Here is a 23,936-nt window from a genome sequence, read left to right as displayed (position 1 = left end):
GTGGAGGGTCAGGATTCTTCGACCGGCTCGATGGTCTCGGCGTGCCTGCGGGCGAGCTGCCGGTAGATCTCGGCGTTGTACTCGACCCACCCACGCGCGGACTCCGAGTGCGGCAGGAACTTCGTCGCTGGGCTGCCGAGTGCGACGACGTCCGGGGGCACCTCGGCGTTCGGCGGGACGGTCGACCCCGCCGCCACCAGCGTGCGCGCGCCCACCGTGGCCTTGTCGAGCACCGTCGCGTGGTTGCCGATGAGGGCCTGCTCACCGACCGTGCAGTCGTGCACGACGCACGAGTGGCCGACCGTCGCGTTCGGACCCACCTCGCACACGCCGTCGCCGACGTGCAGCACCGAGTTGTCCTGCACGTTGGCGCCCTCGCGGATGACGATCCTGCCGAAATCCGCGCGGATCACCGCGCCATACCAGACGGAGGCGCCCTTCTCGACGACAACGTCGCCGATCAGGGTGGCGGTGGGTGCGATCCAGGCGTCGGGATGGACCTGCGGAGTCTTGCCCTCGAAGGCGAACATCGGCATGTGCGACACCCTAGCCAGGTATCGGCCCGGCCAGGGCGTCGCGCGATCCACTACGGCGCCGAGCCGGCCAGCGGGGTCGTGTCGAGATACCTGACCTCGTAGACGCGCTCGGCGAACTTCCAGCCTTCCGGAGTGCGCCGGTAGCGGTCGTGGTAGAGGGCGTGGTTCGAATGCGAGCCGCCATCGCGCAAGCGCCCGAACTCCGCGACGTAGGCTCGGCCCGCCGCCGTGTCGCCCTCGATGCCGATCCAGCCGGGGTGCACGGTCTGCACGAAGTAGTCCCAGCCGCCTCGCAACCGCTCGATCCCGGCGCGGATCTCCGCCCTGCCGCGGAGCTCGACGCCCGCGCCGGGGATCTTCCACACTCCGTCGTCTGTGAACAGCGACGCGAACCGGTCGTAGTCGCGCATCATCCCGGCGTCGGTGAACTCACCGCGCAACGCCTCGATCTCGAGCCGGTCGGAGAGAGCACGGAACTCCGTCATCGGTGCCTCCCTAGGGCTTCCACTGGCCGGCCGGCTGGCGGGTGGCGGCGTTGAGCCGGTTCCACACGTTGACCGCGGAGATCGCGATGAGCAGCGCGGAGATGCCCCGCTCGTCGTAGTGCCTGCTGATCTCGGCCCAGAGCTCGTCCGACACCGGGTCGCCGCGGTCGGCCACCCGGGTGGTCGCCTCGGCGAGCTCCAGCGCGGCCCGCTCGGCATCGGTGAAGTAGGGCGCGTCCCGCCACGCGGCGACCGCGAAGATCCGCTCGTCGGACTCGCCGGCCTTCTTGAGCGCGTTCGCGTGCAGCTCCACGCAGACGCTGCAGCCGTTGATCTGACTCGCCCGCAGGTGAACCATTTCCAGCGTGGTGGCGGGCACGCCCTGGTCGTCCGCGGAGCGGCCGTATGCCTGGAGGCCCTTCATCGCGGCGGGAATGAGAAAGGCGGGGTGGGTCATCCGTGCCTGCATGTTCGTCCTCACTTGTCATATCGGTCGGATTCGGTCCGTCAACGCCATGACGGATAACGACGGAGGAACCTGACATGGCCGAGCACGACTTCCTCGCCGAGCGGTTCGAGGCCCATCGCGAGCACCTGCGCGCGGTGGCCTACCGGATGCTCGGCTCGCTGACCGAGGCCGACGACGCGGTGCAGGAGGCGTGGCTGCGGCTGGCCCGATCCGACACGAGCGAGGTGGCTAACCTGGCCGGCTGGCTGACCACTGTGGTCAGCCGGGTCTGCCTGGACATGTTGCGCTCGCGCAAATCCCGGCGCGAGGAGTCGCTCGACACGCACGTGCCGGACCCGATCGTCGCGGCCGCCGAGCCGGACCCGGCTGAGCAGGCCGTGCTCGCCGACTCGGTGGGGCTGGCGCTGCTCGTCGTGCTGGAGACGCTCAGCCCGGCCGAGCGGCTGGCGTTCGTGCTGCACGACATGTTCGGCGTGCCCTTCGGCGACATCGCCCCGATCGTCGGACGGTCCCCGGCCACGGCGACGCAGCTGGCGAGCCGCGCGCGGCGCCGGGTGCGGGGCGCGGCGCTGCCCGATGCCGACCTGCCCGCCCAGCGCGAGGTGATCGACGCGTTCCTGGCGGCGTCGCGAGCGGGCGACTTCGATGCGCTGGTCGCCGTACTCGACCCGGACGTGGTGTTGCGGGTGGACACCGGCGCGGCGGCGCCGTCGCGGCTGGTGCGTGGCGCGAAGAACGTGGCCAAGCAGGCGCTGCTGTTCTCCCGCACCGGCCCGCTGGCCCGCCGTGCGGTCGTCAACGGCGCGCTCGGGCTCGTCTCGGTGGTCAGGGGCAAACCGGTCGCGGTGTTCAGCCCCACGGTGCGCGGCGGCAGGATCGTGGAGATCAACATCCTGGCCGACCCGCAGCGCATCGCCCAGCTCGACCTTCCGGCAGAGCCATGAAAAAGATCGGGGCTCCTCGCTGTCCGCGAGGAGCCCCGATCTTGTGGAGCCGCCTAGGGGAATCGAACCCCTGACCTGCTCATTACGAGTGAGCCGCTCTGGCCGACTGAGCTAAGGCGGCCCGGACCGCGTCCGGTACAACCCAGTATAACGATGCCCTCGCGCGTCACTTTTCCACCCCTGGGTCGTTAGGACGCCAGGACACCGCCCACCTCCGTGAGCGGGCCCACTGGTGGTCTGGAGGACTGGTACATGCGCCGACGCCTGCCCCGCACGCTGGCACTTCCCGTCACAGCTGCGGTGCTCCTCCTGTCAGCCGCGCCCGCGGCCGGGCAGACGATCCCGACGACGCCGATTCCCGAACCGGCCGATCCGGGTCAGGCGCCGATCACCTCGCCGCCCAACCCGATGCCGAAGGGCAAGGCGGTCGGCGAGGCGGGCACGGCGCTCGGGATGCTGCGGCTGCTGCCGGAGGCGGTGCCGACCGACGCGATCCTGCCCGGCATGGAGGACGAGCTGCCGAGGCAGTCGGTGCTCGAGGGCGGGTTCGGCATCTCCAGCGCTCAGGCCAACTCCGAGTCCTACCTGACCTACGAGCGCGCGATCGCTCAGGCTTCGCCCTTCGGGCTCTCCGTCGGGGGCAACGCGCCGCAGACGCCCGGCTCGCTCGTGCAGACGGCGCTGCCCGACAACCCGGAGCCCGTGACGTCCGGGTTCAACGCGCCGGAGAACCCGCTGCTGAACGTCGGCGCGCTCAACGGGAGCGCGCACGCGCGGTGGAGCCCCACGGAAGGGCCGTGTGTCGGCACGATCTCCGACGCCAGCACCTCCGTCGCGAGCATCTCGCTGCTGAACGTGATCCCGACGATGCCCGACCTGAGCCAGGTCGCCGACACCCGGCTCAAGGAGGGCCTCAGCTCACTGCCGGGTCCGCTCGCGAGCCTCGGCGGGCTGCTCTCGGGCTCGGGCGGCGCCAAGCCGAACGCCGACGGCACCGGTTCGGTGCTGAGCATGCCCAACACGTTGTCGACGCGCTCGGCCGTGCAGCTCGTCGACATCCCCGGCACCGACCGCAAAGCCGTCCAGTCGACGTCGACACTGCAGGCCGCCGACATCAACATCCTCAAGGGCACCCCGCTCGGGCTGACGATCAAGGTCGCCAGCCAGCCGACATTGACGGTCACCTCGACCGGTGACGAGGCGACCTCGAAGGTCGAGTACACGGCGCCGGTGCTGTCGGTGGAGCGCAATGGCCAGAAGCTGTTCGAGCTGGACGCGGCGAACCCGACCAAGGACATTCCGGTCGGCATCCCGCTGCCGGGCCTTGAGCAGGTGCCCGGTTTCGAGAACGCCAAGGACCTGCCGGTGATCGGCGGCGTCGCCGAGCTGGCGAACGGCCTGCTCAAGCCGCTGACCGACGCCGCGAACGGGTTCGTGGCCGACCTCGGCGTGCTCCGGCTGAGCATCGCGGGCCTCGACCAGAAGGGCACGCACCTGGAGGAGCCGTTCAAGGGTTTCCAGCTCGGCGCCTCGGCCAGGCTGCTCGACCTGCAGATTCTGCCGACGAAGGCGCTCAAGGACGCCCTGCCCGCCGAGGCGGCGAAGAACCTGCCGTCGTCGCTGGCACAGCTGTCCCTCGGCGAACAGGTCGCGAGGGCCTACGCGCCGGAGGGCGGCGTCGAGTGCGGCTTCACGACGCCGCCGCAGGCCCCGCCGCCGCCGGGTGGTGGCGAGCAGCAGCCGGGTGGCCCCGACAAGCTGGCGTACACGAGCGCGGCGTACTCGTCGGTGCCGCTGTTCTGGACGGGCACGGCGATGCTGCTGCTCGGAGCGGTGCTCGTGGCCGGCCTTCCGTACCGCCGCAGGCCCGCCCCGGTCACGGCCGCCGACCCGCGCAAGCCATCACCGCGCCCCCGCGACGAGTAGGCACCAACTGCAGTGAAGGCCACCTTGCCTGCGTTGAACGCAGGCAAGGTGGCCTTCACTGCAGCTACCTGAGAGAGGTCAGCCTTCGCGGAGAGTGGTCACCATGGCTTCCACGGCGATGCGGGGCTTGACGTTCCACTCGATCGCCTCGCGGCAGGCCAGCACGGCCTCCAGCCTGCGCAGCGCCGACGCCGGGGTCCACTGCTCCGCGGCGGAGCGGCTCTGCTCGGCGTGGTCAGGATGGTTGAGCGCCGCGCCGGCCCCGCTCGCCGTCACCAGCACGTCCCGGTAGAAGCCCGCCAGGTCCACGAGCGCCAGGTCCAGCGTGTCGCGCTGGGTCCGCGTCGCCCGCGACTTCTGTCGCTTCTCCAGCTGCCGCACGGCGGCGTCGGCAGCCCGCTTCGCCGCGGCGACGCCCTTGCCGGTGCCCCCGGAGCCCATCGCGGTGCGCAGCGCGTCCTGCTCGGCCTCGTCGCGCGCCTTGCTCTCGTCCGTCGCGTCCGCCTCGGCCGTCTTGATCAGCTCGTCGGCGCAGACGAAGACGTCGGCGGGTCTGCGCAGTCCCAGCGGGATCCGCAGCACGGCGTCACGCCGCTTGCGCGCGCTCTCGTCGGTCGCGAGCCTGCGCGCCCTGCCGACGTGCCCGCCGCACACCGAGGCCGCCCATCGCGCCATCGCCTCGTCGACGCCGTCGCGCTCCACCAGCACCTGCGCGATCGCCTCCGGCGGCGGCGTGCGCAGCGTGACGAGACGGCAGCGCGAGCGGATGGTCACCGACACGTCCTCGGGGTGGTCCGACGGTGCGCACAGCAGGAACACCGTGCGCTCCGGCGGCTCCTCGACGGCCTTGAGCAGCGCGTTGGCCGCGCCCTCGGTGAGCCGGTCGGCGTCCTCGATGATCACCACCTGCCAGCGGCCGGTGGTGGGCCTGCGCGCGGCGGCCTGCACGAGCGCCCGCATCTCGGCTACCGAGATCGACAGCCCCTCCGGAACGACCAGCCGCACGTCGGCGTGGGTGCCTGCCAGCGCCGTCCGGCAGCCCGTGCAGCCGCCGCAGCCGAGCCCGAGGCTGCACTGCAACGCGGCGGCGAACGTGCGCGCGGCAACGGACCGGCCCGAGCCGGGGGGCCCGGTGAACAGCCACGCGTGCGTCATCGCGCCCGCGTCGGCCGTCTCGCCGGCCACGAGCGCCGCGGCCGAGCTCGCGGCGGCGGAAAGCGTCTCGACAGCCGGTTCCTGACCCACCAGCTGCGACCACACCGGCTGCGTCACGACGTCGCCTTCACGGACGTCGCCTGCACGGCGGCGACCGGCGGCGGCGCCAGGCCGGCGACCCTTCCCACGAGCGTGGTCTGCACGGCGATCCGCACGCGGTCGGCGACCTCGTCCTCGGTGCCGTCGGCCTCGACGACGACGTAGCGCTCGGGGTCCGCGGAGGCCATCTCGGTGAGCAGTTGTTGCACGCGCCAATGGTGCTGTGCCGAGTTCGTCGACTCCGCGTCGGCCCCCGGCTCCGCGTCGAGCAGCACCGTGAGGTCGGGCCGCAGCCGTCCGGTGGCCCAGTCGGCGAGGCCCTCCAGCTCCTTGGCGTCCAACCCCGCGACCGCCGACAGGTGGGCGAGGGGCGAGTCCACGAACCGCTCCATCACCACGACCGCGCCCGCGTTCAAGGCGGGCTGCACGTCGCGTTCCACGATGTCGGCCCGCACCGCCGCCGCGGCGAGCGCCTGTGCCCGCGCGCCGGACAGCGACGCCCCGGAGACGAGCGACGCGAGCCGCGAGTCGTCGAGTGCGGGGTCGGCGGCGAGCACGACCCGGCGCGGCCCCTTGCTCAGCCACTCGGCGAGCCGCGCCGCCTGTGCCGCCGTGTCGGTGGCGGTGGTGCCCTCCAGCGCGATCAGCAGGCCGTTGACGCGCCGCGGCCTGCGCCGGATCACGTTGCGCAGGTCGGCCAGGATCGGCTCGGTACGGCGCGAGTCCATCTGCCGGTAGGCGACTATGCCGACCAGCGCGGCCAGGAGTCCTCCGCCGAGCAGCACGGGCCGCGTGCCGTCGATCGTGAGGACGTTGCCCCACACCGTCACCTTGTGCGGACGAACGAGACCGATCAGCAGCGGCACGAGTGCCGTGGAGCCGAAGATGATGATCTTCATCAACGACTGGTAGATCGCGTTGATCCGGCCCCGGATCGAGTCGTCGACCTGCGAGCCGATGATCGTCACGCCGGTGAGGAACGCCGCACCGGCGCACGCGCCGACCACGGCGACGGCCACCAGCGAGACGGCGAGGTGTGGCGAGAGCGCCACGACGATGAGCGCGAGGCCGGCGAGCACGATCCCGATGCCGAACATCCGGTCGTGCGGGAGGCGCTGCGCGAGCTTGGGCACCCCCGCGAGGCCCACCGCCGCGCCGACGAACACGGCAACGAAGAGCAGACCGAACGCGGAGTCACCGCCGCCGAGGCTCGAGGAGTACGGCTTGGCCGCCCCGATCACGGCACCACCCGCGGCGAACGCGCCCATCATGCCGATCAGCAGCCCGCGCACCAGCGGCGTCGTGCGGATGAACCGGAACGCGTCGCGGATCATCCCCAACAGCCCGCCCGACGACTTGTCCTCGTCGGCCTCGGGCTTGGGTTCGGGCACGGCACCGGACGCGGGCACCGGGTGCACGTTGCGCAGCGAAAGCTCGGGGATCCGCGTGGCGACGATCAGGGCGCTCGCCAGGTAGAGGAAGCTGTTGATGATCACGACGGCGTTGGCGATGCCGAACACACCGAACACGTTCGGCGACAGGTTGAACGTCGTCGGGATACCCGTGAGGATCGAGTAGAGGCCGGCGCCGGTGACCACGGCGAGGCCGTAGGTCATCACCATGCCGAGCTGGTTGGCCGTCTCCACCTGGTCGGGCCTGCGCAGCAGGTTCGGCACCGCCGCGTCCTTCGACGGGATCCACATCATGGCCGCGGAACCCACCAGGAAGTTGGCGACGAACAGCCAGATCGGTGAACCGACGATCGCGATCGAGAGCAGCAGGCCGAAGCGCACCAGGTCGGCGACGATCATCACCTTGCGCCGGTCGAAGCGGTCGGCGAGCAGCCCACCGACCGGCGCGAACAGCAGACCCGGCAGCAGGTTGGTCAGCACGACGCCGGCGAACGCGAAGTTCTGCGCCATGTAGTTGTCGGTGAACTTGGTGACCAGACCGGCCAGGGCGAGCAAGGAGAGCCAGTCGGCGACGCTGCACAGATAGGTGACGCCCCACAGCCTCCGGAAGGGCCGGATAGCGAGGACTCGGCGCACGCGGTGGACCGTGGACGCCTCTCCCCGCACCGACTCCTTCGCGTCGGCGTCTGCTTTCCCCTGTGCTGCCTCGCTGATGTGCCCCACCCCAATAGCCACCGGCACGGTTGTGTGGTCAGGGTAGCCCGCAACACGCACCGTGCGCCGGAGTACCGGGTAAAACACCCGCGGTGATCAATTCAGCACCGAGCGCTGACGAACAGCCCGCTCGATCAGTTGAAAAGCCCGGTAATGCTCTCGACCAGACTCGAGATGAACTGAATCGCGACGATCCCGAACACCGTGAGCAATACGAGAGCGACGGCGAGCCCGGCCGAACCGCTCGACGGCCTGCGAATCAGCTGCCGCTCGGACCACGGCCGGCTCTCCCGTACCCGGTTGCGCTGCCGCCTGCGCAGGATCTCGGGCAGCAGCTGGGTACGCGCGGGCCAGCGTGAGCGATCGGGACCGGAGTACACACCGGGAGGGCCGCCCTCGCCCGACAGCGCGGCGCCAGCAGGAGCGCCCGGCGGCGGGGACTCGCCGCCCTCGACGGTCGCCTCCGTCGCCTCGGCCCCCTCCGGCTTCGGGGTCTCGTCACCCAGCGCCGCGTCGACCATCCCCTTGACCATGTCCGGGTCCGGCTCGACCGGCATGGCGAGCGGCATCGCGGTCGGCTGGTCGCGCTGGGTCGTGGCCGTGAAGTCCGGTTTGCCGCTGGTGACCAGGCCCGACAGCGGGTCGCTGAACGACTGCGGAGGCTCGGGCGCCTGAGTACCGTCCCCGTTGGCCACGCGTCCTCCTAGCCGGGTCTTGTCGTGCTCCTCAAGGGTAGCGACCCGGTCACGGCGCGCATCCGCCAACGGGGCGCACTACCGCTCACCCAGCGTCACGACTTGGACTTCGCCGTGGACGCCTTCTTGCGGGTGGTGCTCTTCTTCTTCGGCGCCGGACCCTTCGCCCGCTTCTCGGCCAGCAGCTCGGCAGCCCTTTCCACGGTCAGGTCCTCAACCGTGTCCGACTTCCGCAGTGACGCGTTGTACTCACCGTCGGTGACATACGGGCCGAAGCGGCCGTCCTTGACCACCATCGGCTTGCCGGAGGCCGGGTCCTCGCCGAGCTCCTTCAGCGGCGGCTTCGCGACCGCCTGGCGTCCCCTGCGCTTCGGCTCGGCATAGATCTTGAGCGCCTCCTCGAGCGTGATGTCGAAGATCTGCTCCTCCGTCGAGAGCGAGCGCGAGTCGGTGCCCTTCTTCAGGTACGGCCCGTAGCGCCCGTTCTGCGCGGTGATCTCGTCGCCGCTCTCCGGGTCCTTGCCGACCACCCTTGGCAGCGACAGCAGCTTCAGCGCGTCGTCGAGGGTCATCTCCTCGATCGTCATCGACTTGAACAGCGACGCCGTGCGCGGCTTCGGCTTCTTGGCCTTGCTGGTCTTCTTGCCGGCAGTGCCTCCCTCGGCCTCTTCGGGCTCCGGCAGGATCTCGGTCACGTACGGCCCGAACCGGCCCTCCTTGGCCACGATCTCGTGGCCGCTGACCGGGTCGGTGCCCAGTACGCGACCCTCCTGCGGCGTCGCGAACAGCCGCTCGGCGATCTCCAGGGTCAGCTCGTCCGGCGGCAGGTCCTCCGGCAGGTTCGCGCGCTGCGACTCGCCGTCGACCTCGCGCTCCAGGTAAGGGCCGTAGCGGCCGACCCGCACCACGACCGCGCGCCCCTCGGTGTCGTCGAAGAGCTTGATCGAGTTGATCTCGCGGGCGTCGATGTCCTCGACGCCGGAGCCGACGAGCTTCTTGAGCCCGCCGAGCCGCCCGATCGAGCCGTCGACGCCCATGTCGCCGCCGAAGTAGAACTTCGACAGCCAGCGCGTGCGCTGCTCATCACCTGACGCGATCCGGTCGAGCTCGTCCTCCATGGCGGCGGTGAAGTCGTAGTCGACCAGCCGCTCGAAGTGCTGCTCGAGCAGGCCGACCACCGAGAACGCGATCCACGAGGGCACCAGTGCGGAGCCCTTCTTCCACACGTAGCCGCGGTCCTGGATGGTCTTGATGATCGAGGCGTACGTCGAGGGCCTGCCGATGCCGAGCTCCTCGAGCTTGCTCACCAGCGCGGGCTCGCTGTAGCGCGCGGGCGGCGACGTCGCGTGCCCGTCCGGCGACAGCTCCGTCGCCGTCAGCTCCTGGCCCTCACGCAGCTGCGGGAGCCTGCTCTGCTTGTCGTCGGCCTCGCCGCCCGTCTCGGTGTCCACCGACTCGACGTAGGCCTTGAGGAAGCCCGCGAAGGTGATGGTGCGGCCGGACGCGGAGAACACACACTCCTCTCCGCTGGTGGCCGTGCCGGTGATGCGCACCGACATCGTGGTGCCCTTGGCGTCGGCCATCTGCGAGGCGATGGTGCGCTGCCAGATCAGCTCGTAGAGCCGGAACTCGTCGGTCTCCAGCTCGCCGGCCACCTGGCCCGGCGTGCGGAAAACCTCGCCCGCGGGGCGGATCGCCTCGTGGGCCTCCTGCGCGTTCTTCACCTTGCGCGTGTACTGCCTGGGGCTCGGCGACACGTACTCGGAGCCGTAGAGGTCGGTCGCCTGGTTGCGGGCCGCGGTCAGCGCCGTCTCCGACAGGGTCGTCGAGTCGGTACGCATGTAGGTGATGTAGCCGTTCTCGTAGAGCCGCTGCGCGATGCGCATCGTGCGCTCGGACGAGAAGCGGAGCTTGCGGCCCGCCTCCTGCTGCAGTGTCGAGGTCATGAACGGCGCGTACGGCCGCCGCGTGTACGGCTTCTCCTCGACGCTGGTGACCGCGAAGTCCCGCTGGTGCAGCGCCTGCGCCAGCCGGCCGGCCTCGGCCTCGTCGAGGATGCGGACGTCGCGCGCGGACGCCTTGAGCTGCCCGTCGGGGCCGAAGTCGCGGCCGGTCGCGAGCCGGGAGCCGGCCACGGCGGTGAGCCGGGCCGGGAAGGTACGCGGGCTGGCCTCCGCACCGGCGTCCATCGTCGCCGAGATGTCCCAGTACGACGCCGACGTGAAGCGCATCCGCTCGCGTTCGCGCTCGACGATCACCCGCGTGGCCACCGACTGGACGCGGCCCGCCGAGAGCCTCGGCATGACCTTCTTCCACAGCACCGGTGAGACCTCGTAGCCGTAGAGCCGGTCGAGGATGCGGCGGGTCTCCTGCGCGTCGACCAGGTCGGGGTCGAGCTCACGGGTGTTCTCGGCCGCTGAGCGGATGGCCTGCTCGGTGACCTCGTGGAACACCATCCTGCGGACCGGGATCTTGGGCTTGAGCGCTTCGAGCAGATGCCACGCGATCGCCTCGCCCTCGCGGTCGGGGTCGGTGGCGAGGTAGAGCTCGTCGACGTCCTTGAGCAGGCTCTTCAGCTCGGTGACCGTGGCCTTCTTGTCCGGTGAGACGACGTAGAGGGGCTCGAAGTCGTTGTCGACGTCCACGCCAAGCCTCGCCCACGGCTGGCCCTTGTACTTGGCAGGCACGTCGGCGGCTCCACGCGGCAGGTCGCGGATGTGCCCACGGGACGACTCGACGACGTAGTCACGGCCGAGGTAGGGGGCGATCTTGCGCGCCTTGGTGGGCGACTCGACGATCACCAGCCGTCGACGGCCGCTGCCGTTGGCCGCGGCACTCTTCTTCGGCCTGCCCTTCGCCCGACCACCGCCCCCCACGGTGGCGCCGCGCGCCGCAGTGCTCTCTGTCGATCCAGCCACGCTGTCCGCTCTCCGCTCGGTAACTCACCTGTTCGACCCGCCAGTGTGCACTCTCACGGGCGACGGCGTCTTCTCAGGTGGCTCAACACGCCGTAAAGCGTGTGTCAAGCGCATCGCCGTGTGCAGCCGTGACGTTTCCCTTCCACACCTAGCACGTGACGTGGACCTCACGTCGCCCAGGCTCCCGGGTAGCCGAACCACTACGCTCCGTCCCACGAGCCCGCCGACCGAAAGGACCTCCTCGATGTTCCGCCGCCCGCTCGGCGTCCTGCTGGCCACGATCTTCACGTTCGCACTGGTCACAGCGCCTCCGGCAAGCGCGGAGACCGTCGACCTGACGGGCACGGTCGCCCTGTCGAACTGCTCGGGCTCGGTCGTGCGGCTCGCCGGCGCCCCGGCCACCGCGCCCGCGCTGGTGCTGTCCAACGGGCACTGCCTGGAGGAAGGCTTCCCGCAGCCGGGCGAGGTAATCGTCGACCGGCCGTCCCAGCGGACGTTCACCCTGCTCGCCGGTGACGGACGCGAGGTGACGACCCTGCGGGCGACGAAGCTGCTGTACGCGACGATGACGGGCACCGACGCGTCGGTGTACCAGCTCGGCACCACCTACGCCGACATCCAGCGCGACCACGGCATCGCCCCGCTCGAGCTCTCCGAGGAGCGACCCGGAGCGGGTACGGGCATCACCGTGGCCTCCGGATACTGGAAGAAGACGTACGCGTGCTCCGTCGACGGGTTCGTCCGCGAGCTGCGCGAGGGCGGCTACACCTGGCGCGACTCGATCCGGTACACGCCCGAGTGCCAGACCATCGGCGGCACGTCGGGCTCCCCGATCATCGACACCGCCAGCCGCCAGGTCGTGGGCGTGAACAACACGGCCAACGAGAACGGCGACCGGTGCACGATGAACAACCCGTGCGAGGTCGGCGCGAACGGACAGGTCACGGTGCGGCACGGCGCCAAGTACGGCCAGCAGACGTACCGCCTCTACGGCTGCCTGACGCCGGCGAGCGAGATCGAACTGGAGCGCCCGGCCTGCACACTGCCCAAGCCGGCCTGATCGGCTCGATTTTCGGACTTGAGGTTGACGCGGCGTCAACCTCTACCGTTGTCCGCATGGCCTACTCGATCGTCCAGGTCGCGCGGATCGCGAAAGTGACCTCGCGCACCCTGCGGCACTACGACGAGATCGGCCTGTTGCCGCCCGCCTACGTCGGCGGCAACGGCTACCGCTACTACGAGGAGGACCAACTGCTGCGCCTGCAGCAGATCCTCGTGCTGCGGGAGCTGGGCCTGGGGCTGGACGCGATCGGGGACATCCTCGATCGGCAGACCGACCGGCTCGCCGCACTCAAGGTGCACCACGAGTGGCTGACGGCGGAACGGGACCGGTTCGACCGGCTCGCCAGGACCGTACGGAGAACGATCGAGAAACTGGAGGGAGGGAACACTGTGAACGCCGATGAGCTGTACACCGGCTTCGAGCGGCACTCCGAGCAGGCACAGCGGCTCGCCGAGGAGGCGGAGGAGCGCTGGCCCGGCTCGCTCGCGTCCCACGAGCGCGTGAAGGGCTGGTCGGACGAGAAGTGGCAGGCGGTCCAGCAGGCGGGAGCCGACGCCTCGGCGCGGCTCGCCGAGCTGATGCGCGAGGGCGTCGCGCCGGACGACCCGCGTGCGATCGAGGCGACCGACGCCCACTACCGGTGGCTGTGCCACTTCTGGACTCCGAACCGGGAGTCCTACACGGGCCTCGGCAGGCTCTACGTCGACGACCCGCGGTTCACCGCGAGCATCGACGAGGTCGCGCCGGGCCTTGCGGCCTACCTGCGCGACACCATGGCGGCCTACGCGCAGGCCCGCCTGAGTTAGCACCGGGCCTGGGGAACCGCGGTCCCCAGGCTCGCGCTACGAGGCCCCCGGGTCGAACCTCGCCGTCTCACGGGAGTCGGTGAGCTCCTTGCACTGCGGCGCCCGCAGGCTCGCCTCCTTCAGCTCCGGCACGGCGTCGAAACCGTCCAGCAGGCTGATCCGGCCGATCTCCTCCAGTGGCGCGCGCACCGAGCCGATCGCCGCCCTGCTGGCCTCCTCGGTGGTGGCCGCGTCGAGCTGCTGCTTCGCTCCCACGGCACGGTCCCGGATGCCCACGTACCTGGAGACGGCCTGCGCCTTGATGCGCTCCCCGTCGGACAACGGGGCCCGGCTGAGCCGGTCAAGCCCTTCGATCGTGCGGTCAAGGCCCCCGATCATCACGCCGAGCAGCTCACTCGACGTCCGCGAGGCCTGCTGCGGCGTGGTCGGGTCGATGCTCGGCATCCGCGAGAACGAGCGCACCAGCTCCGACACCGCGGCGCAGTAGCCGCCCGCCCACGCGGTGGTGGCGTCCTCGCGGCGCACCTCCTCGGCCGTCAGGCCGGGGCCCGAGGACTCGGCCGCCTGCTGGGCGCCGGGCTGCGTTCTCGGCTGACCACACCCTGCGAGTCCCAGGCCCCCAAGGGCCAGCATCACAGCGGCGAGAACGGTCATCCGCGGCCGCACGCCCACACCTCCTGACACACGGTGTCCAATCGAGCACGATCCCGTCCGACGGTACCGGTCGTGTCACAGCCCGCAAGCGACCCCGCCGCGGACACAAGCCGGGCCCGGAGCGACGAGCGCTCCGGGCCCGGACAGCGGGTGGCGCTACGCCTTCGTCGCCTGCTGGGGAGCAGGCGTCTCGGCGATGGCCGTACCGCGGCGCTTCGACACCACGATCGCGGCCACGATGATGGCCACGGACACCAGGGCGATGGCGATGCGGACGCCGATCGAGGCGTCCTCCCCGACGGTGAACTGCACGACCGCGGGCGCGATCAGCAGCGACACCAGGTTCATCACCTTGAGCAGCGGGTTGATCGCCGGGCCAGCCGTGTCCTTGAACGGGTCACCGACGGTGTCACCGATGACCGTCGCGGCATGCGCCTCCGAGTTCTTGCCACCGTGGTGGCCGTCCTCGACCAGCTTCTTCGCGTTGTCCCACGCACCACCGGAGTTGGCGAGGAACACCGCCATCAGCGTGCCGGTGGCGATCGCACCGCCCAGGTAACCGGCCAGCGCCCCGGTGCCGAGACCGAAGCCGACCGCGATGGGCGCGAACACCGCGAGCAGACCCGGCGTGGCCAGCTCCCGCAGCGAGTCGCGCGTGACGATGTCCACGACCTTGCCGTACTCGGGCCGCGTCGTGCCCTCCATGATCCCCGGGATGTCGCGGAACTGGCGCCGCACCTCGTAGACCACGGCGCCCGCAGCCCGCGAGACCGCGTTGACGGCGAGACCGGAGAACAGGAACACGACCGCCGCGCCGACGATCACGCCGACCAGCGTGTTCGGCACGATGATGCTGTCGATGAACGATTCCGGGACGTCCGAGAGACCCGTGCCCACGTCGCGTAGCGCGCCGAGGATGGCCTCGGAGTAGGACCCGAACAACGCGGTCGCGGCGAGCACCGCGGTCGAGATCGCGATGCCCTTCGTGATCGCCTTCGTCGTGTTGCCGACCGCGTCGAGCTCGGTGAGGATCTGGACGCCCTCGCCTTCCTCGAGATCGCCCGACATCTCGGCGATGCCCTGTGCGTTGTCCGACACCGGGCCGAACGTGTCCATCGCGACGATGACGCCGACCGTGGTCAGCAGGCCCGTCCCGGCGAGCGCGACGGCGAACAGCGCCACGGCACCACCGAGCAGGTAGGCCCCGTACACCGCGCCTCCGATGACGAGCGCGGTGAACACCGCCGACTCGAAACCGACCGAGATGCCGGAGAGGATCACCGTGGCGGCACCGGTCTCCGACGTCTTGCCGACGTTCTTGACCGGCCCGTGCTCGGTGCCGGTGTAGTAGCCCGTCAGCCACAGGATCACGCCGGCGAGCGCGATACCGATGATCACGGAGACCGTCGCGATGACGGCCGGGTTGCCCTCGGCGCCGTCGAACGAGCTGGGCAGGAACACGAACGCCGCGATGGCGGAGAGCACCGCGGAGATGACTGCCGAGATGTAGAAGGAGCGGTTGATCGTCGTCAGGCCGCTCTCGCCCGCCCTCGCCCGCGTGATGTAGATGCCGATCACGGCCGTGATCACGCCGATCGCCGGGATGATCAGCGGGAACACCAGGCCGTAGCCCGTCGCCCCGAACGCGGCGCTGCCGAGGATGAGCGCGGCGACCAACGTCACCGCGTACGACTCGAACAGGTCCGCCGCCATGCCGGCGCAGTCACCCACGTTGTCGCCCACGTTGTCGGCGATCGTGGCCGCGTTGCGCGGGTCGTCCTCGGGGATGTTCTGCTCGACCTTGCCGACCAGGTCGGCGCCGACGTCGGCGGCCTTGGTGAAGATGCCGCCACCGACACGCATGAACATCGCGATCAGGGCCGCACCGAAGCCGAAGCCCTCAAGGACCTTCGGGGCCTGACCCGCGTACACGAGCACAACGACGGCAGCGCCGAAGAGGCCGAGTCCCACCGTGATCATGCCGACTACGCCACCGGTGCGGAACGCGATCCGCATCGCCTTCTCCCGGCCACCGGACTCGCGTGCCGCTGCCGCGACGCGGACGTTCGCTCTCGTCGACAACCACATGCCCAGGTAGCCGATCGAGAACGAGAACACCGCACCGACCAAGAAGAACAGCGAACGGCCTATCCGCTCGTTCCAGTCCTCCGCGGGGAGTGCGAACAGCAGGAGGAACACGACCACGCCGAAAACGGCGAGGGTGTTCCGCTGCCGGTTGAGGTAGGCAGCCGCGCCTTCCTGCACCGCCTTGGCGATCTCCTGCATCTTCTGGGTGCCCTGACCGGCGGCCAGGACCTCCTTCAACAGCAGATAGCCAATGACGAGCGCAGCAAGGGCGACCACGGCGACCACGGCCACGATGCCGTAGTCACCTCCGGAGAGCTCGGGTGAACCCTCCGCGAGGAAGTGCCGGGACATTCGTCCTCCTGGAAACGTCGCCTGTTGCCAGCGCCGACGAGCGGGCTGACCACTGTGCCGACGCTGACATGGGATCTACACCACTTCTGGTGTGGTTTGGCGGAGTCTATTGGTAGAGACGGACGACCCGGCAGGGCGTCCCATGTCACATACGCTGCGTATTCGTGTGAAACCGCTCACGGCACCGCCGATCGGCGCGCAGTGGCCGGTGTGCGATGCTCGAACACATGAGCGGTCGAGGCGAGTCGCTGCGGGCGCGACGCCTGCTGAGCCGTGCCACCGCGGGCATTCCCGAACGGCGCAACCCCGTCACTCACGTGGCCGACCTCCCGGCCAGGGAGCCGAGCTTCGCGGACTGGCCGGACTGGGCTCCGGCCGCCGTCGTCGGCGCGATCAGGGCCACCGGCGTCGAGCGGCCGTGGACGCACCAGGCGGAGGCCGCGGAGCTGGCGTGGTCGGGCAGCGACGTCGTGGTCGCCACCGGGACCGCGTCGGGCAAGTCGCTCGTCTACCAGCTGCCCGTGCTCTCGAAGCTGCTCGCCGACCCCAAGGCCACGGCTCTCTACCTGGCGCCGACCAAGGCGCTGGGCGCCGACCAGCTGCGTGCGGTGTCCGCGCTGGGCCTCGACGGCGTGCGGCCCGCGTCCTACGACGGCGACACCCCGCTCAACGAGCGCGACTGGGTGCGCGACCACGCGCGCTGGGTCTTCAGCAACCCCGACATGCTTCACCGCGGGGTGCTGTCGGCGCACGCGCGCTGGGCGAAGTTCTTCCGCAAGCTCACCTATGTCGTCGTCGATGAGTGCCACAGCTACCGGGGCGTGTTCGGCTCGCACGTGGCGCTGCTGCTGCGCAGGCTGCGGCGCGTGGCGAGGCACTACGGCGCGGACCCCGTGTTCGTGCTGGCCTCAGCCACCACCGCGGAGCCTGCCGGTTTCGCGTCGCGGCTCACCGGGCGCGAGTGCACGCCCGTCGTGGAGGACGCCTCGCCGAGGGGAGCGCGCACGGTCGCGCTGTGGGAACCGCCGCTGCTGGAGGAGCTGGCCGGGGAGAACGGCGCCCCCGTACGGCGTTCCGCGGGCGCCGAGGCCGCGCGGATCCTGGCGGAGCTGGTGATCGAGGGCGCCCGCAGCCTCGCGTTCGTGCGTTCGCGGCGTGGAGCGGAGCTGACCGCGCTCGGTGCGAAGCGGATCCTGTCCGAGGTGGATCCCGAGCTGGGCGAGGCCGTGGCGGCGTATCGCGCGGGCTTCCTGCCCGAGGAGCGGCGCGCGCTGGAGAAGGCCCTGCTGTCGGGGACCCTGCTGGGGGTCGCCACCACGAACGCGCTGGAGCTGGGCGTCGACATCGCGGGCCTGGACGCCGTGGTGCTCGCGGGTTATCCGGGCACCCTCGCGTCGTTCTGGCAGCAGTCCGGCCGCGCGGGCCGGGCCGGTGACGACGCGCTCGTCGTGTTCGTCGCGAGGGACGACCCGCTCGACACCTATCTGGTGCACCACCCGGGGGCGCTGCTGGACCGTCCCGTGGAGATGGCGGTGCTGGACCCCGCCAACCCGTACGTGCTGGCGCCGCAGCTGGCGTGCGCGGCGGCGGAGCTGCCGCTGACCGCGGAGGAACTGGACGCGTTCGGCGGCGCGGCGGCCCGCGAGGTGCTCGACGAGCTGGTGGCCGACAAGGTGCTGCGGCGACGGCCGAGCGGCTGGTACTGGACGACTAGGGACCGCCCGCAGCATCAGGTGGACATCCGCGGCTCGGGCGGCGACCAGATCGCCGTGGTCGAGGCGGACACGTCGCGGCTGCTGGGCACCGTGGACCCCGGCTCGGCGTGCAGCACGGTGCATCAGGGAGCGGTGTACCTGCACCAGGGTTCGTCGTACGTCGTGGACGATCTCGATCTGGAACAGGGCCTCGCACTCGTGCACGCCGAGGACCCGGAGTGGAACACCTCGGCGAGGGAGATCGTCGACATCGCGGTGCTCGACACGGTGCGCGAGGAGCGGTACGGCGGCGTCACCGTGTGTCTCGGCGAGGTGGCGGTGACCTCGCAGGTGGTGGGCTACCTGCGCCGTCTGCCGTCGGGCGAGGTGCTCGACCACGTCGCGCTGGACCTGCCGGAGCAGGTGCTGCGCACCCGCGCCGTCTGGTACACGATCAGCGACGAGTTGCTTGAGAAGGCCAACGATGGCGACAGGGCGCCGGGGGGCGCCGGTCTCGAACCGGCGCGCATCCCCGGCGCCCTGCATGCCGCCGAGCACGCGGCGATCGGCCTGCTACCGCTGTTCGCTACGTGCGACCGCTGGGACATCGGCGGAGTTTCGACCGCGATGCACTCGGACACCGGGGAGGCGACGGTGTTCGTGCACGATGGTCATCCCGGGGGTGCCGGATTCGCCGACCGCGGCTTCGCCGCGCTCGTCCCTTGGCTGGCCGCTACGCGGGAGGCGATCGTCTCCTGCGAGTGCCCGGCTGGGTGCCCGTCCTGCGTCCAGTCGCCGAAATGCGGGAACGGCAACGATCCGCTGGACAAGGCGGGGGCGGTGACCGTGCTGGACATCGTGCTCGGGGCGGTGAACCACGATGGTCGGCACGGTCACGGGGTGGATCACGCCGCGGAGGATCCCGCGACGAAGACAGGCTGAGCGGTCACGTGGTCGGCGGCCTCGCCGAGCAGCGCACGCACCAGGACCTCGTGCACCGCGCGGGCGGCGGGAAGCCGCCAGCCCCAGATCTCCGGCTTGACCCGCCAGTGCACGACACCGTGCTCGAACGGCGTCGGCGGAAGCGGGACATAGCTGCCCTCGCCGTGCCACCGCACGTTCTCGTTCGTGGCGAGCACCGACGGCACGTGGTCCGTCGACGTGGTGAGGAAGAGCCACCTGCCGTTCGGCATCGCGACGATCGGCGCCGGGTGCCCGGTCGCCCGCAACAGTGTGGCGGCGCGACGGCCGAGTTGGTCGTCCACCTCGATGGCATCGATCATCGTCCCGGTGGCGACGAGCAGGCTGTAGGGCCTGCCGGTCCACCACGCGGCGACCTGCTGCGGGTGGGCACCGATCCGCTGGCGCCAGTCCTCGTGCGCCGGCACCGGCCGCGTCCACGCGGAGCCGGACTCCGTGTCGTCACCGGCGCCGGGGTACGTACCCGGCAGCACCGGCCAGCCTCGCCAGGCCAGGCCGATGGCTTCGGCGCGCAACTCGATGCGGAACGCGCCGCGCCAGCTGTCCGACCACTCCGTGTCCAACATTTCTTTCTCGAGCCTCCTCAGAAACTTCCACCGCCTCGTACGCGGTGTCGCATATCAATAAACGGCAAGTTGCACTTGGCCGGAAGGCCCCCGTCGGCAACCGGTGCTTGACAGACGATGAGTGAGCATTGACACAACGGCTCGGCTGAACCCCGCGTGTCAATCGTCGGCGTCAGGAGCCCTTGAGCTGGCCGTTCGTCGCAGCCGCCGCACCTCACCCACCCGGCAGTGATCAGCTTCGTCCTGCGGTCGTTCGGTCAGTTCGTCCCGGGCGAAGACCGCTCGTCGCACGCCGATGACCGCTGCTCGCCGGTGACCGCTTCGCGCGGCAGGTCAGTCCGGCTCCATTCGCCCGTTCACCGCGGGCGAATCGACCGGCCCGGCCCGAGCGCGAGCGGTGGCCGGCCCGAACCCGGTGAGCGGCCCCGCACCCGGTGCCTCGACGACCACCAGCGCGTCCCAGCCGTCGAAGCGGCAGTCCCGGATGCGGGCACGCATGCGCTCGGCGATCCGGCGAGCGTGCGCACACGCCTCGGCACTGCCCCGGTCGGCGTGACCGGCGGCGGCGAGTGCGGCCAGGTCCGCCGCGTTCGCGGCCCGGTGCCGTGTCACCACGGCACCGCCCAGCAGCCACAGCAGACCGGCCACCACGAGCAGGCCCGCGATCGCACCAGCCGCCCACACGGTCGCCGATCCGCCGTCGGGCTCATCCGCTGGCCGCGGCACCGGCGCCCGCCTCCCGTTCACCTGGCTCCAGTTCGGCGAAGGCCTCCGCCCGCACCGCGACGCCCGGCAACGCGCTCATCGCTGGAGCCTCGACCGTCACCTCGACGGTTCCGTCGCGCGTTCGCACGTCGAGCGTGGCACCGCCGGGAGCGAGCCTCCGGACGGCCTCCTCGGCGAGCGCGGGCTGTCCGCGCGCGAGGTGCCTCGCCGCTTCCATCGCCGCGTCGGTGCACCGCACCTGCTTAGAGATCGCCATGATCCCCATGAGCACGAGACCGAAGACCGTCAGGAGCGAGCACAGCGCGATGGCGCCCTCCACAGTGGCGGTGCCGCGGTCGCCCGCCCTTCGGAACCGGCGCATCAGAAGCTCACCGAGATCGCTCGCTCGATGAGCGAGGTGAGCGCGCTGACCACCGAGTCGCCGGTGATCACCGTGTAGAGGAGCGCGGCGAAGGCCGCGGCGGCCAGCGTGCCGATGGCGTACTCGGCGGTGCTCATTCCGTCGTCGGAGCCGAAGAGGTCGCGGGGCTGCGGACCGCGTCGGCGGAGCAGGGTGTTCATGGTGGTGGTTCCTTTCTGTTGAGCGGGGTCAGAAAACGGTCAGCCGTTCGGCGAGGCCGAGGACGACGGGGACGACTCCGAGACAGAGGAAGGCGGGCAGGAAGCACAGGCCGAGCGGCCCGGTGATCAGGACGCCAGCACGCTGCGCGCGGGCCTCGGCCTCGTCGCCGACGGCGGAGCGCGCTCGTTCGGCCATTCCCGATGCCACCTCGGCGAGTGCGCTGCCAGAGCGGGCGGTGCGGCACGCCGCACGGGCCAGCTCCGCGGTCGAGGGGCAACGGCGCGACGGTTCCCACGCTTCGGCTGGTTGGGCGCCGAGAGCGAGGAGGTCGGCGGTCGCCCGCAGCGCCGCCGCCTCCTCCGGCGGCGCCGTTCCCGCGACCGCCCGGACGGCCGTCGGCACCGGTAGCCCGGCGGTGAGGCAGGCGGCGAGCAGGTCGCCGGTCGCGGCGAGTCGCAGCGGATCCGCCGAGGGGGCGCGGTCACGGGAGAGCAGCTTCCGAACGGCGAACCCGGCGAGCGCACCGGCCGGCAGCGCCAGTGCCCAGCTCCCGCCCGCGGCCACCAACACCGCCACGGCGACGGCCACACAGCTGGCGCGCCCTGTCGGAGAGCGCGTCGTCCGTACCGGCGCGGGCGTGGCCCGTCGGGGAGCCGGGCGAGGTAGTACCGCACGCAGGCGGTTGGCCCGGGGCGGTGGGGCTACCAGCGCCGCGGTGCCCAGCAGCGCCGCGATGAGGCTCGGCGTGGTCACCGCGACCACCCCCGCAGCCCGGATCGCCACAGGGCAGCCGTGCTCCCTGGCCGCTCAGGTTCGGGCGACGCCGGGACGGGACGCACTATCCCGCGAGATCGGCTCACCGCCTCCGAGAGGAGCAGCGGCAACACCACCATGAGGGTCGACCACCCCCGGAACCTGGATCGCCACAAAACAGCCCTGATCACCAACCGCCCGCGTCCGGGCGACACCGGGACGAAACGCAGTACCTCGCGAGATCGGCGCGGTGTCCCCCGCGGTGGCAGCGTGCTGACCGCGCTCGGCCGAGTCATCGCGGCAACACCCGGTTCGTGAGGGCAGCGCTCCAGCACACCCCGGCAAGCACCAGTGCGGAACCGAGAACGAGCAGGAGCTGCCCCGCCGAGGTTGTACCGAGCACGTGAAGCGGCCGCGCGCCCATGGCCTCGCCGAGCAGGATTCCCGCCGCCGGCAGCATGGCCAGGATCCCCGCGCTGGCGCGTGGGCCCGCCATGCGGGCGTCGACCTGGTTGGCCAAGCGGACCTTGGCATCCACATCGCGTTGGACGGCGTCGAGCACGGTCGCGAGCGGCAGGCCGTGCTCGCGGGCGAGGGACCAGGTGCGGGCGAGCTGGGCGAGTACGTCACCGCCGGGGCTCGAGGCCGACCGGGCCAGTAGCGCACCGTCCAGATCTCCGCCGAGCCGGGCCGAGGCCGCGACCGCGCGCAGTGCTTTCGCCGTAACGGGATCGGCATCCGCCGCAGCGGCTTCCGCAGCGGTCGCGGGATGCGCCCCCGCGCGCAGGTCGCCGACCATCGTGCGTACGGCCTCGGCAAGCGCGGCCGCTGCCTCGACCCGCGCCCTCGCTCGGCGGCGGGCGCGCCGTTGCAGGAAGACGGCACACACCAGTAACAGCAGGGCGACCGCGACAGCCGGGCCGAACAGCACGATGGCCAGAACCGAACCGACGGTCGGCAAGGCGACGGCCCACCGCTTCGGGTCGAACCGATGCCGCGGGACCGGGCACCCCGGCGCACGGAAACGGGCGAGCCTGCGGGACCCCGTCGGCGGCGGCCAGCTCAGCAGAGCGAGCGCGGCACTGACCGCGGAGCAGGTCAGCACGGCACCTCCGCTCCCTTCGCGACGAGCAGATCGGCCACCAGCTGCTTGCGCGCGGTCCAACCGGAGGGCCGCCACGCTGGCGCGACCCGCACGGTGTCGCCGTCACGCTGCACGATCCCGATCTCGGCGAGCACGCGACGACCGTCCGGCAGGCGGCGCATGTGGAGCACGAGCTGCACGGCCGCGGCGAGCTGACTGTGGAGCGCGGAACGGGAAAGCCCGCCGAGAGCGGCAAGCGCCTCCAGCCTGGCAGGCACCTCGCTCGGCGAGTTGGCATGGAGAGTGCCCGCGCCACCGTCGTGTCCGGTGTTCATCGCGGTCAGCAGCTCGCAGACCTCTCTCCCCCGAACCTCCCCCACCACGAGACGGTCGGGGCGCATGCGCAGTGCCTCGCGCACGAGTTCGCGCAGCGTCACCTCGCCAGCGCCCTCGACGTTCGGCGGACGGGCGACGAGCCGGACGAACTGCGGATGCGAGGGCTGCAGCTCACCGGCGTCCTCGACGCAGACGATGCGCTCCGCAGGCGACACCTCGCCGAGCAGCGCCGCGAGCAGCGTGCTCTTGCCCGATCCGGTGGCCCCGCTGACGAGGAAGGCCAGCCGCGCGGAGACGGTCGCGCGCAGCAACGCGAGCCCGTTGTCGTCGACGGTGCCGAGCCTGCGGAGCGCGCGCAGGTCGTGCACCGCGGGGCGGAGTACCCGCAGGGACAGGCAGGTCCCCTCTGCCGCGATCGGCGGCAGCACAGCATGCAGCCGCACCCGGCCGTGCGGACCCGTGCCGGGCAGCCAGCCGTCGACGAACGGCTGCGCGTCGTCGAGCCTGCGGCCCGCGGCGAGCGCGAGACGCTGGGCGAGCCGCCGGACGGCCTCCTCGTCGGTGAAGCGCACCTCGGTCCGGCGCAGGCCCTGCGTGCCGTCGACCCACACCTCGTCGGGGGCCGTGACGAGCACGTCGGAAACTCCGGGATCGGTCAACAGCGGTTCGAGTGGCCCTGCGCCGACGAACTCGTGCCGGAGCAGGCGGAGCGCGTCGAGGATGTCCAGATGTCCCGCCACGCCGCCGGTTTCGGCGCGCACGGCATCGGCGACGGCGCGCGGATCGGTGCCGGAGCCCGCACCGGCGAGCCGTTTGCGAACGCGCTCGACCAGCGCGGTGTCGGCCGTCGCGCTCGACTGTCGTGAGTGGACTTTGGTCGCATCCATCGGGACCCCCTCGGATCGGCTGTACTTCCACG

At 71.2% G+C, this 23,936-nt stretch carries 21 protein-coding genes and 1 tRNA gene; 5 read left to right on the top strand and 17 right to left on the bottom strand.

Annotated features, from left to right (window positions below):
• Positions 1-8 precede the first annotated feature (8 nt).
• From FCN18_RS18205 to FCN18_RS18195, 3 genes are read right to left on the bottom strand one after another with little or no spacing between them, the layout of a single operon-like run.
• Positions 9-536: a gamma carbonic anhydrase family protein gene (locus FCN18_RS18205; protein ID WP_112264908.1), complete on the bottom strand. Its 528-nt coding sequence runs from the start codon at positions 534-536 to the stop codon at positions 9-11.
• 50 nt (positions 537-586) lie between these two features.
• Positions 587-1,021, bottom strand: coding sequence for a nuclear transport factor 2 family protein (locus FCN18_RS18200; protein WP_137095678.1), 435 nt, complete (start codon positions 1,019-1,021; stop codon positions 587-589).
• Positions 1,022-1,031: 10 nt separating this feature from the next.
• On the bottom strand, positions 1,032-1,490 hold the full coding sequence (locus tag FCN18_RS18195; protein WP_113641247.1) for a carboxymuconolactone decarboxylase family protein: 459 nt from the start codon (positions 1,488-1,490) through the stop codon (positions 1,032-1,034).
• Between the two features lie 74 nt (positions 1,491-1,564).
• Between FCN18_RS18195 and FCN18_RS18190 the strand changes: the two genes are divergently transcribed.
• On the top strand, positions 1,565-2,434 hold the full coding sequence (locus FCN18_RS18190) for a sigma-70 family RNA polymerase sigma factor (RefSeq protein WP_137095677.1): 870 nt from the start codon (positions 1,565-1,567) through the stop codon (positions 2,432-2,434).
• A 44-nt stretch (positions 2,435-2,478) separates the two neighbouring features.
• On the opposite strand, the gene FCN18_RS18185 is transcribed toward FCN18_RS18190, so the two are convergent.
• Positions 2,479-2,555, bottom strand: a tRNA-Thr gene (locus FCN18_RS18185).
• A 131-nt stretch (positions 2,556-2,686) separates the two neighbouring features.
• On the opposite strand from FCN18_RS18185, the gene FCN18_RS18180 reads away from it, so the two are divergent.
• The gene (locus FCN18_RS18180) at positions 2,687-4,360 is read left to right on the top strand and encodes a hypothetical protein (RefSeq protein WP_137095676.1); all 1,674 of its coding nucleotides are present in this window, start codon (positions 2,687-2,689) and stop codon (positions 4,358-4,360) included.
• 78 nt (positions 4,361-4,438) lie between these two features.
• Here FCN18_RS18180 and FCN18_RS18175 read toward each other — a convergent pair whose 3' ends face one another.
• The 4 genes from FCN18_RS18175 to topA form a co-directional block, all read right to left on the bottom strand.
• On the bottom strand, positions 4,439-5,632 hold the full coding sequence (locus tag FCN18_RS18175) for a DNA polymerase III subunit delta' (protein WP_112264918.1): 1,194 nt from the start codon (positions 5,630-5,632) through the stop codon (positions 4,439-4,441).
• Positions 5,629-7,749, bottom strand: a complete 2,121-nt coding sequence (locus FCN18_RS18170; protein ID WP_113641249.1) for a dTMP kinase — start codon at positions 7,747-7,749, stop codon at positions 5,629-5,631. Before FCN18_RS18170 ends, FCN18_RS18175 begins: the two co-directional genes overlap by 4 nt.
• A 125-nt stretch (positions 7,750-7,874) precedes the next feature.
• Positions 7,875-8,435 (bottom strand): hypothetical protein, encoded by a 561-nt coding sequence (locus FCN18_RS18165; RefSeq protein WP_112264922.1) that lies wholly within the window; start codon positions 8,433-8,435, stop codon positions 7,875-7,877.
• Positions 8,436-8,530: 95 nt separating this feature from the next.
• On the bottom strand, positions 8,531-11,311 hold the full coding sequence (gene topA / locus FCN18_RS18160; RefSeq protein WP_112264924.1) for a type I DNA topoisomerase: 2,781 nt from the start codon (positions 11,309-11,311) through the stop codon (positions 8,531-8,533).
• A 286-nt stretch (positions 11,312-11,597) separates the two neighbouring features.
• Between topA and FCN18_RS18155 the strand changes: the two genes are divergently transcribed.
• Entirely contained in the window at positions 11,598-12,413 is an 816-nt protein-coding gene (locus FCN18_RS18155) for a S1 family peptidase (protein ID WP_137095675.1), read from the top strand.
• Between the two features lie 56 nt (positions 12,414-12,469).
• Entirely contained in the window at positions 12,470-13,222 is a 753-nt protein-coding gene (locus FCN18_RS18150; RefSeq protein WP_112264928.1) for a MerR family transcriptional regulator, read from the top strand.
• A gap of 36 nt (positions 13,223-13,258) precedes the next feature.
• Here FCN18_RS18150 and FCN18_RS18145 read toward each other — a convergent pair whose 3' ends face one another.
• Together FCN18_RS18145 and FCN18_RS18140 are read right to left on the bottom strand one after the other, a co-directional pair.
• Complete coding sequence (locus FCN18_RS18145; RefSeq protein WP_137095674.1) at positions 13,259-13,888, bottom strand: hypothetical protein; 630 nt, start codon at positions 13,886-13,888, stop codon at positions 13,259-13,261.
• Between the two features lie 144 nt (positions 13,889-14,032).
• Entirely contained in the window at positions 14,033-16,315 is a 2,283-nt protein-coding gene (locus tag FCN18_RS18140; RefSeq protein WP_112264932.1) for a sodium-translocating pyrophosphatase, read from the bottom strand.
• A gap of 227 nt (positions 16,316-16,542) precedes the next feature.
• On the opposite strand from FCN18_RS18140, the gene FCN18_RS18135 reads away from it, so the two are divergent.
• Entirely contained in the window at positions 16,543-18,951 is a 2,409-nt protein-coding gene (locus FCN18_RS18135) for a DEAD/DEAH box helicase (RefSeq protein ID WP_137095673.1), read from the top strand.
• Here the strand turns inward: FCN18_RS18135 and FCN18_RS18130 are convergent.
• The 7 genes from FCN18_RS18130 to FCN18_RS18100 all read right to left on the bottom strand — a co-directional run bounded on the left by FCN18_RS18130 (position 18,915) and on the right by FCN18_RS18100 (position 23,904).
• Positions 18,915-19,556 (bottom strand): bifunctional DNA primase/polymerase, encoded by a 642-nt coding sequence (locus tag FCN18_RS18130; protein WP_137095672.1) that lies wholly within the window; start codon positions 19,554-19,556, stop codon positions 18,915-18,917. The genes FCN18_RS18135 and FCN18_RS18130 overlap by 37 nt on opposite strands.
• Before the next feature lie 333 nt (positions 19,557-19,889).
• Positions 19,890-20,282, bottom strand: coding sequence for an Rv3654c family TadE-like protein (locus FCN18_RS18125; RefSeq protein ID WP_228714029.1), 393 nt, complete (start codon positions 20,280-20,282; stop codon positions 19,890-19,892).
• Entirely contained in the window at positions 20,263-20,643 is a 381-nt protein-coding gene (locus FCN18_RS18120) for a TadE family type IV pilus minor pilin (RefSeq protein ID WP_137095671.1), read from the bottom strand. The genes FCN18_RS18125 and FCN18_RS18120 overlap by 20 nt, the downstream gene beginning before the upstream one ends.
• Positions 20,643-20,843 (bottom strand): DUF4244 domain-containing protein, encoded by a 201-nt coding sequence (locus FCN18_RS18115; protein ID WP_112264940.1) that lies wholly within the window; start codon positions 20,841-20,843, stop codon positions 20,643-20,645. The genes FCN18_RS18120 and FCN18_RS18115 overlap by 1 nt, the downstream gene beginning before the upstream one ends.
• Positions 20,844-20,871: 28 nt before the next feature.
• Entirely contained in the window at positions 20,872-21,597 is a 726-nt protein-coding gene (locus FCN18_RS18110; protein WP_228714028.1) for a type II secretion system F family protein, read from the bottom strand.
• Between the two features lie 292 nt (positions 21,598-21,889).
• Positions 21,890-22,702: a type II secretion system F family protein gene (locus FCN18_RS18105; protein WP_137095670.1), complete on the bottom strand. Its 813-nt coding sequence runs from the start codon at positions 22,700-22,702 to the stop codon at positions 21,890-21,892.
• On the bottom strand, positions 22,696-23,904 hold the full coding sequence (locus tag FCN18_RS18100) for a TadA family conjugal transfer-associated ATPase (RefSeq protein ID WP_137095669.1): 1,209 nt from the start codon (positions 23,902-23,904) through the stop codon (positions 22,696-22,698). Before FCN18_RS18100 ends, FCN18_RS18105 begins: the two co-directional genes overlap by 7 nt.
• Positions 23,905-23,936 lie beyond the last annotated feature (32 nt).

Origin of the sequence: Prauserella endophytica, assembly GCF_005146945.1 — a bacterium.
Taxonomy (GTDB): Bacteria; Actinomycetota; Actinomycetes; order Mycobacteriales; family Pseudonocardiaceae; genus Prauserella_A; species Prauserella_A endophytica.
This window is presented reverse-complemented; position numbering and strand designations above follow the sequence as displayed.

What these genes read in the sequence shown, in the direction of transcription:
- FCN18_RS18205 (WP_112264908.1), bottom strand. Translation starts at nt 536, where the DNA reads ATGCCGATGTTCGCCTTCGAGGGCAAGACTCCGCAGGTCCATCCCGAC.
- FCN18_RS18200 (WP_137095678.1), bottom strand. Translation starts at nt 1,021, where the DNA reads ATGACGGAGTTCCGTGCTCTCTCCGACCGGCTCGAGATCGAGGCGTTG.
- FCN18_RS18195 (WP_113641247.1), bottom strand. Translation starts at nt 1,490, where the DNA reads ATGCAGGCACGGATGACCCACCCCGCCTTTCTCATTCCCGCCGCGATG.
- FCN18_RS18190 (WP_137095677.1), top strand. Translation starts at nt 1,565, where the DNA reads ATGGCCGAGCACGACTTCCTCGCCGAGCGGTTCGAGGCCCATCGCGAG.
- FCN18_RS18180 (WP_137095676.1), top strand. Translation starts at nt 2,687, where the DNA reads ATGCGCCGACGCCTGCCCCGCACGCTGGCACTTCCCGTCACAGCTGCG.
- FCN18_RS18155 (WP_137095675.1), top strand. Translation starts at nt 11,598, where the DNA reads ATGTTCCGCCGCCCGCTCGGCGTCCTGCTGGCCACGATCTTCACGTTC.
- FCN18_RS18150 (WP_112264928.1), top strand. Translation starts at nt 12,470, where the DNA reads ATGGCCTACTCGATCGTCCAGGTCGCGCGGATCGCGAAAGTGACCTCG.
- FCN18_RS18140 (WP_112264932.1), bottom strand. Translation starts at nt 16,315, where the DNA reads ATGTCCCGGCACTTCCTCGCGGAGGGTTCACCCGAGCTCTCCGGAGGT.
- FCN18_RS18135 (WP_137095673.1), top strand. Translation starts at nt 16,543, where the DNA reads ATGAGCGGTCGAGGCGAGTCGCTGCGGGCGCGACGCCTGCTGAGCCGT.
- FCN18_RS18130 (WP_137095672.1), bottom strand. Translation starts at nt 19,556, where the DNA reads ATGTTGGACACGGAGTGGTCGGACAGCTGGCGCGGCGCGTTCCGCATC.
- FCN18_RS18120 (WP_137095671.1), bottom strand. Translation starts at nt 20,643, where the DNA reads ATGCGCCGGTTCCGAAGGGCGGGCGACCGCGGCACCGCCACTGTGGAG.
- FCN18_RS18115 (WP_112264940.1), bottom strand. Translation starts at nt 20,843, where the DNA reads ATGAACACCCTGCTCCGCCGACGCGGTCCGCAGCCCCGCGACCTCTTC.
- FCN18_RS18100 (WP_137095669.1), bottom strand. Translation starts at nt 23,904, where the DNA reads ATGGATGCGACCAAAGTCCACTCACGACAGTCGAGCGCGACGGCCGAC.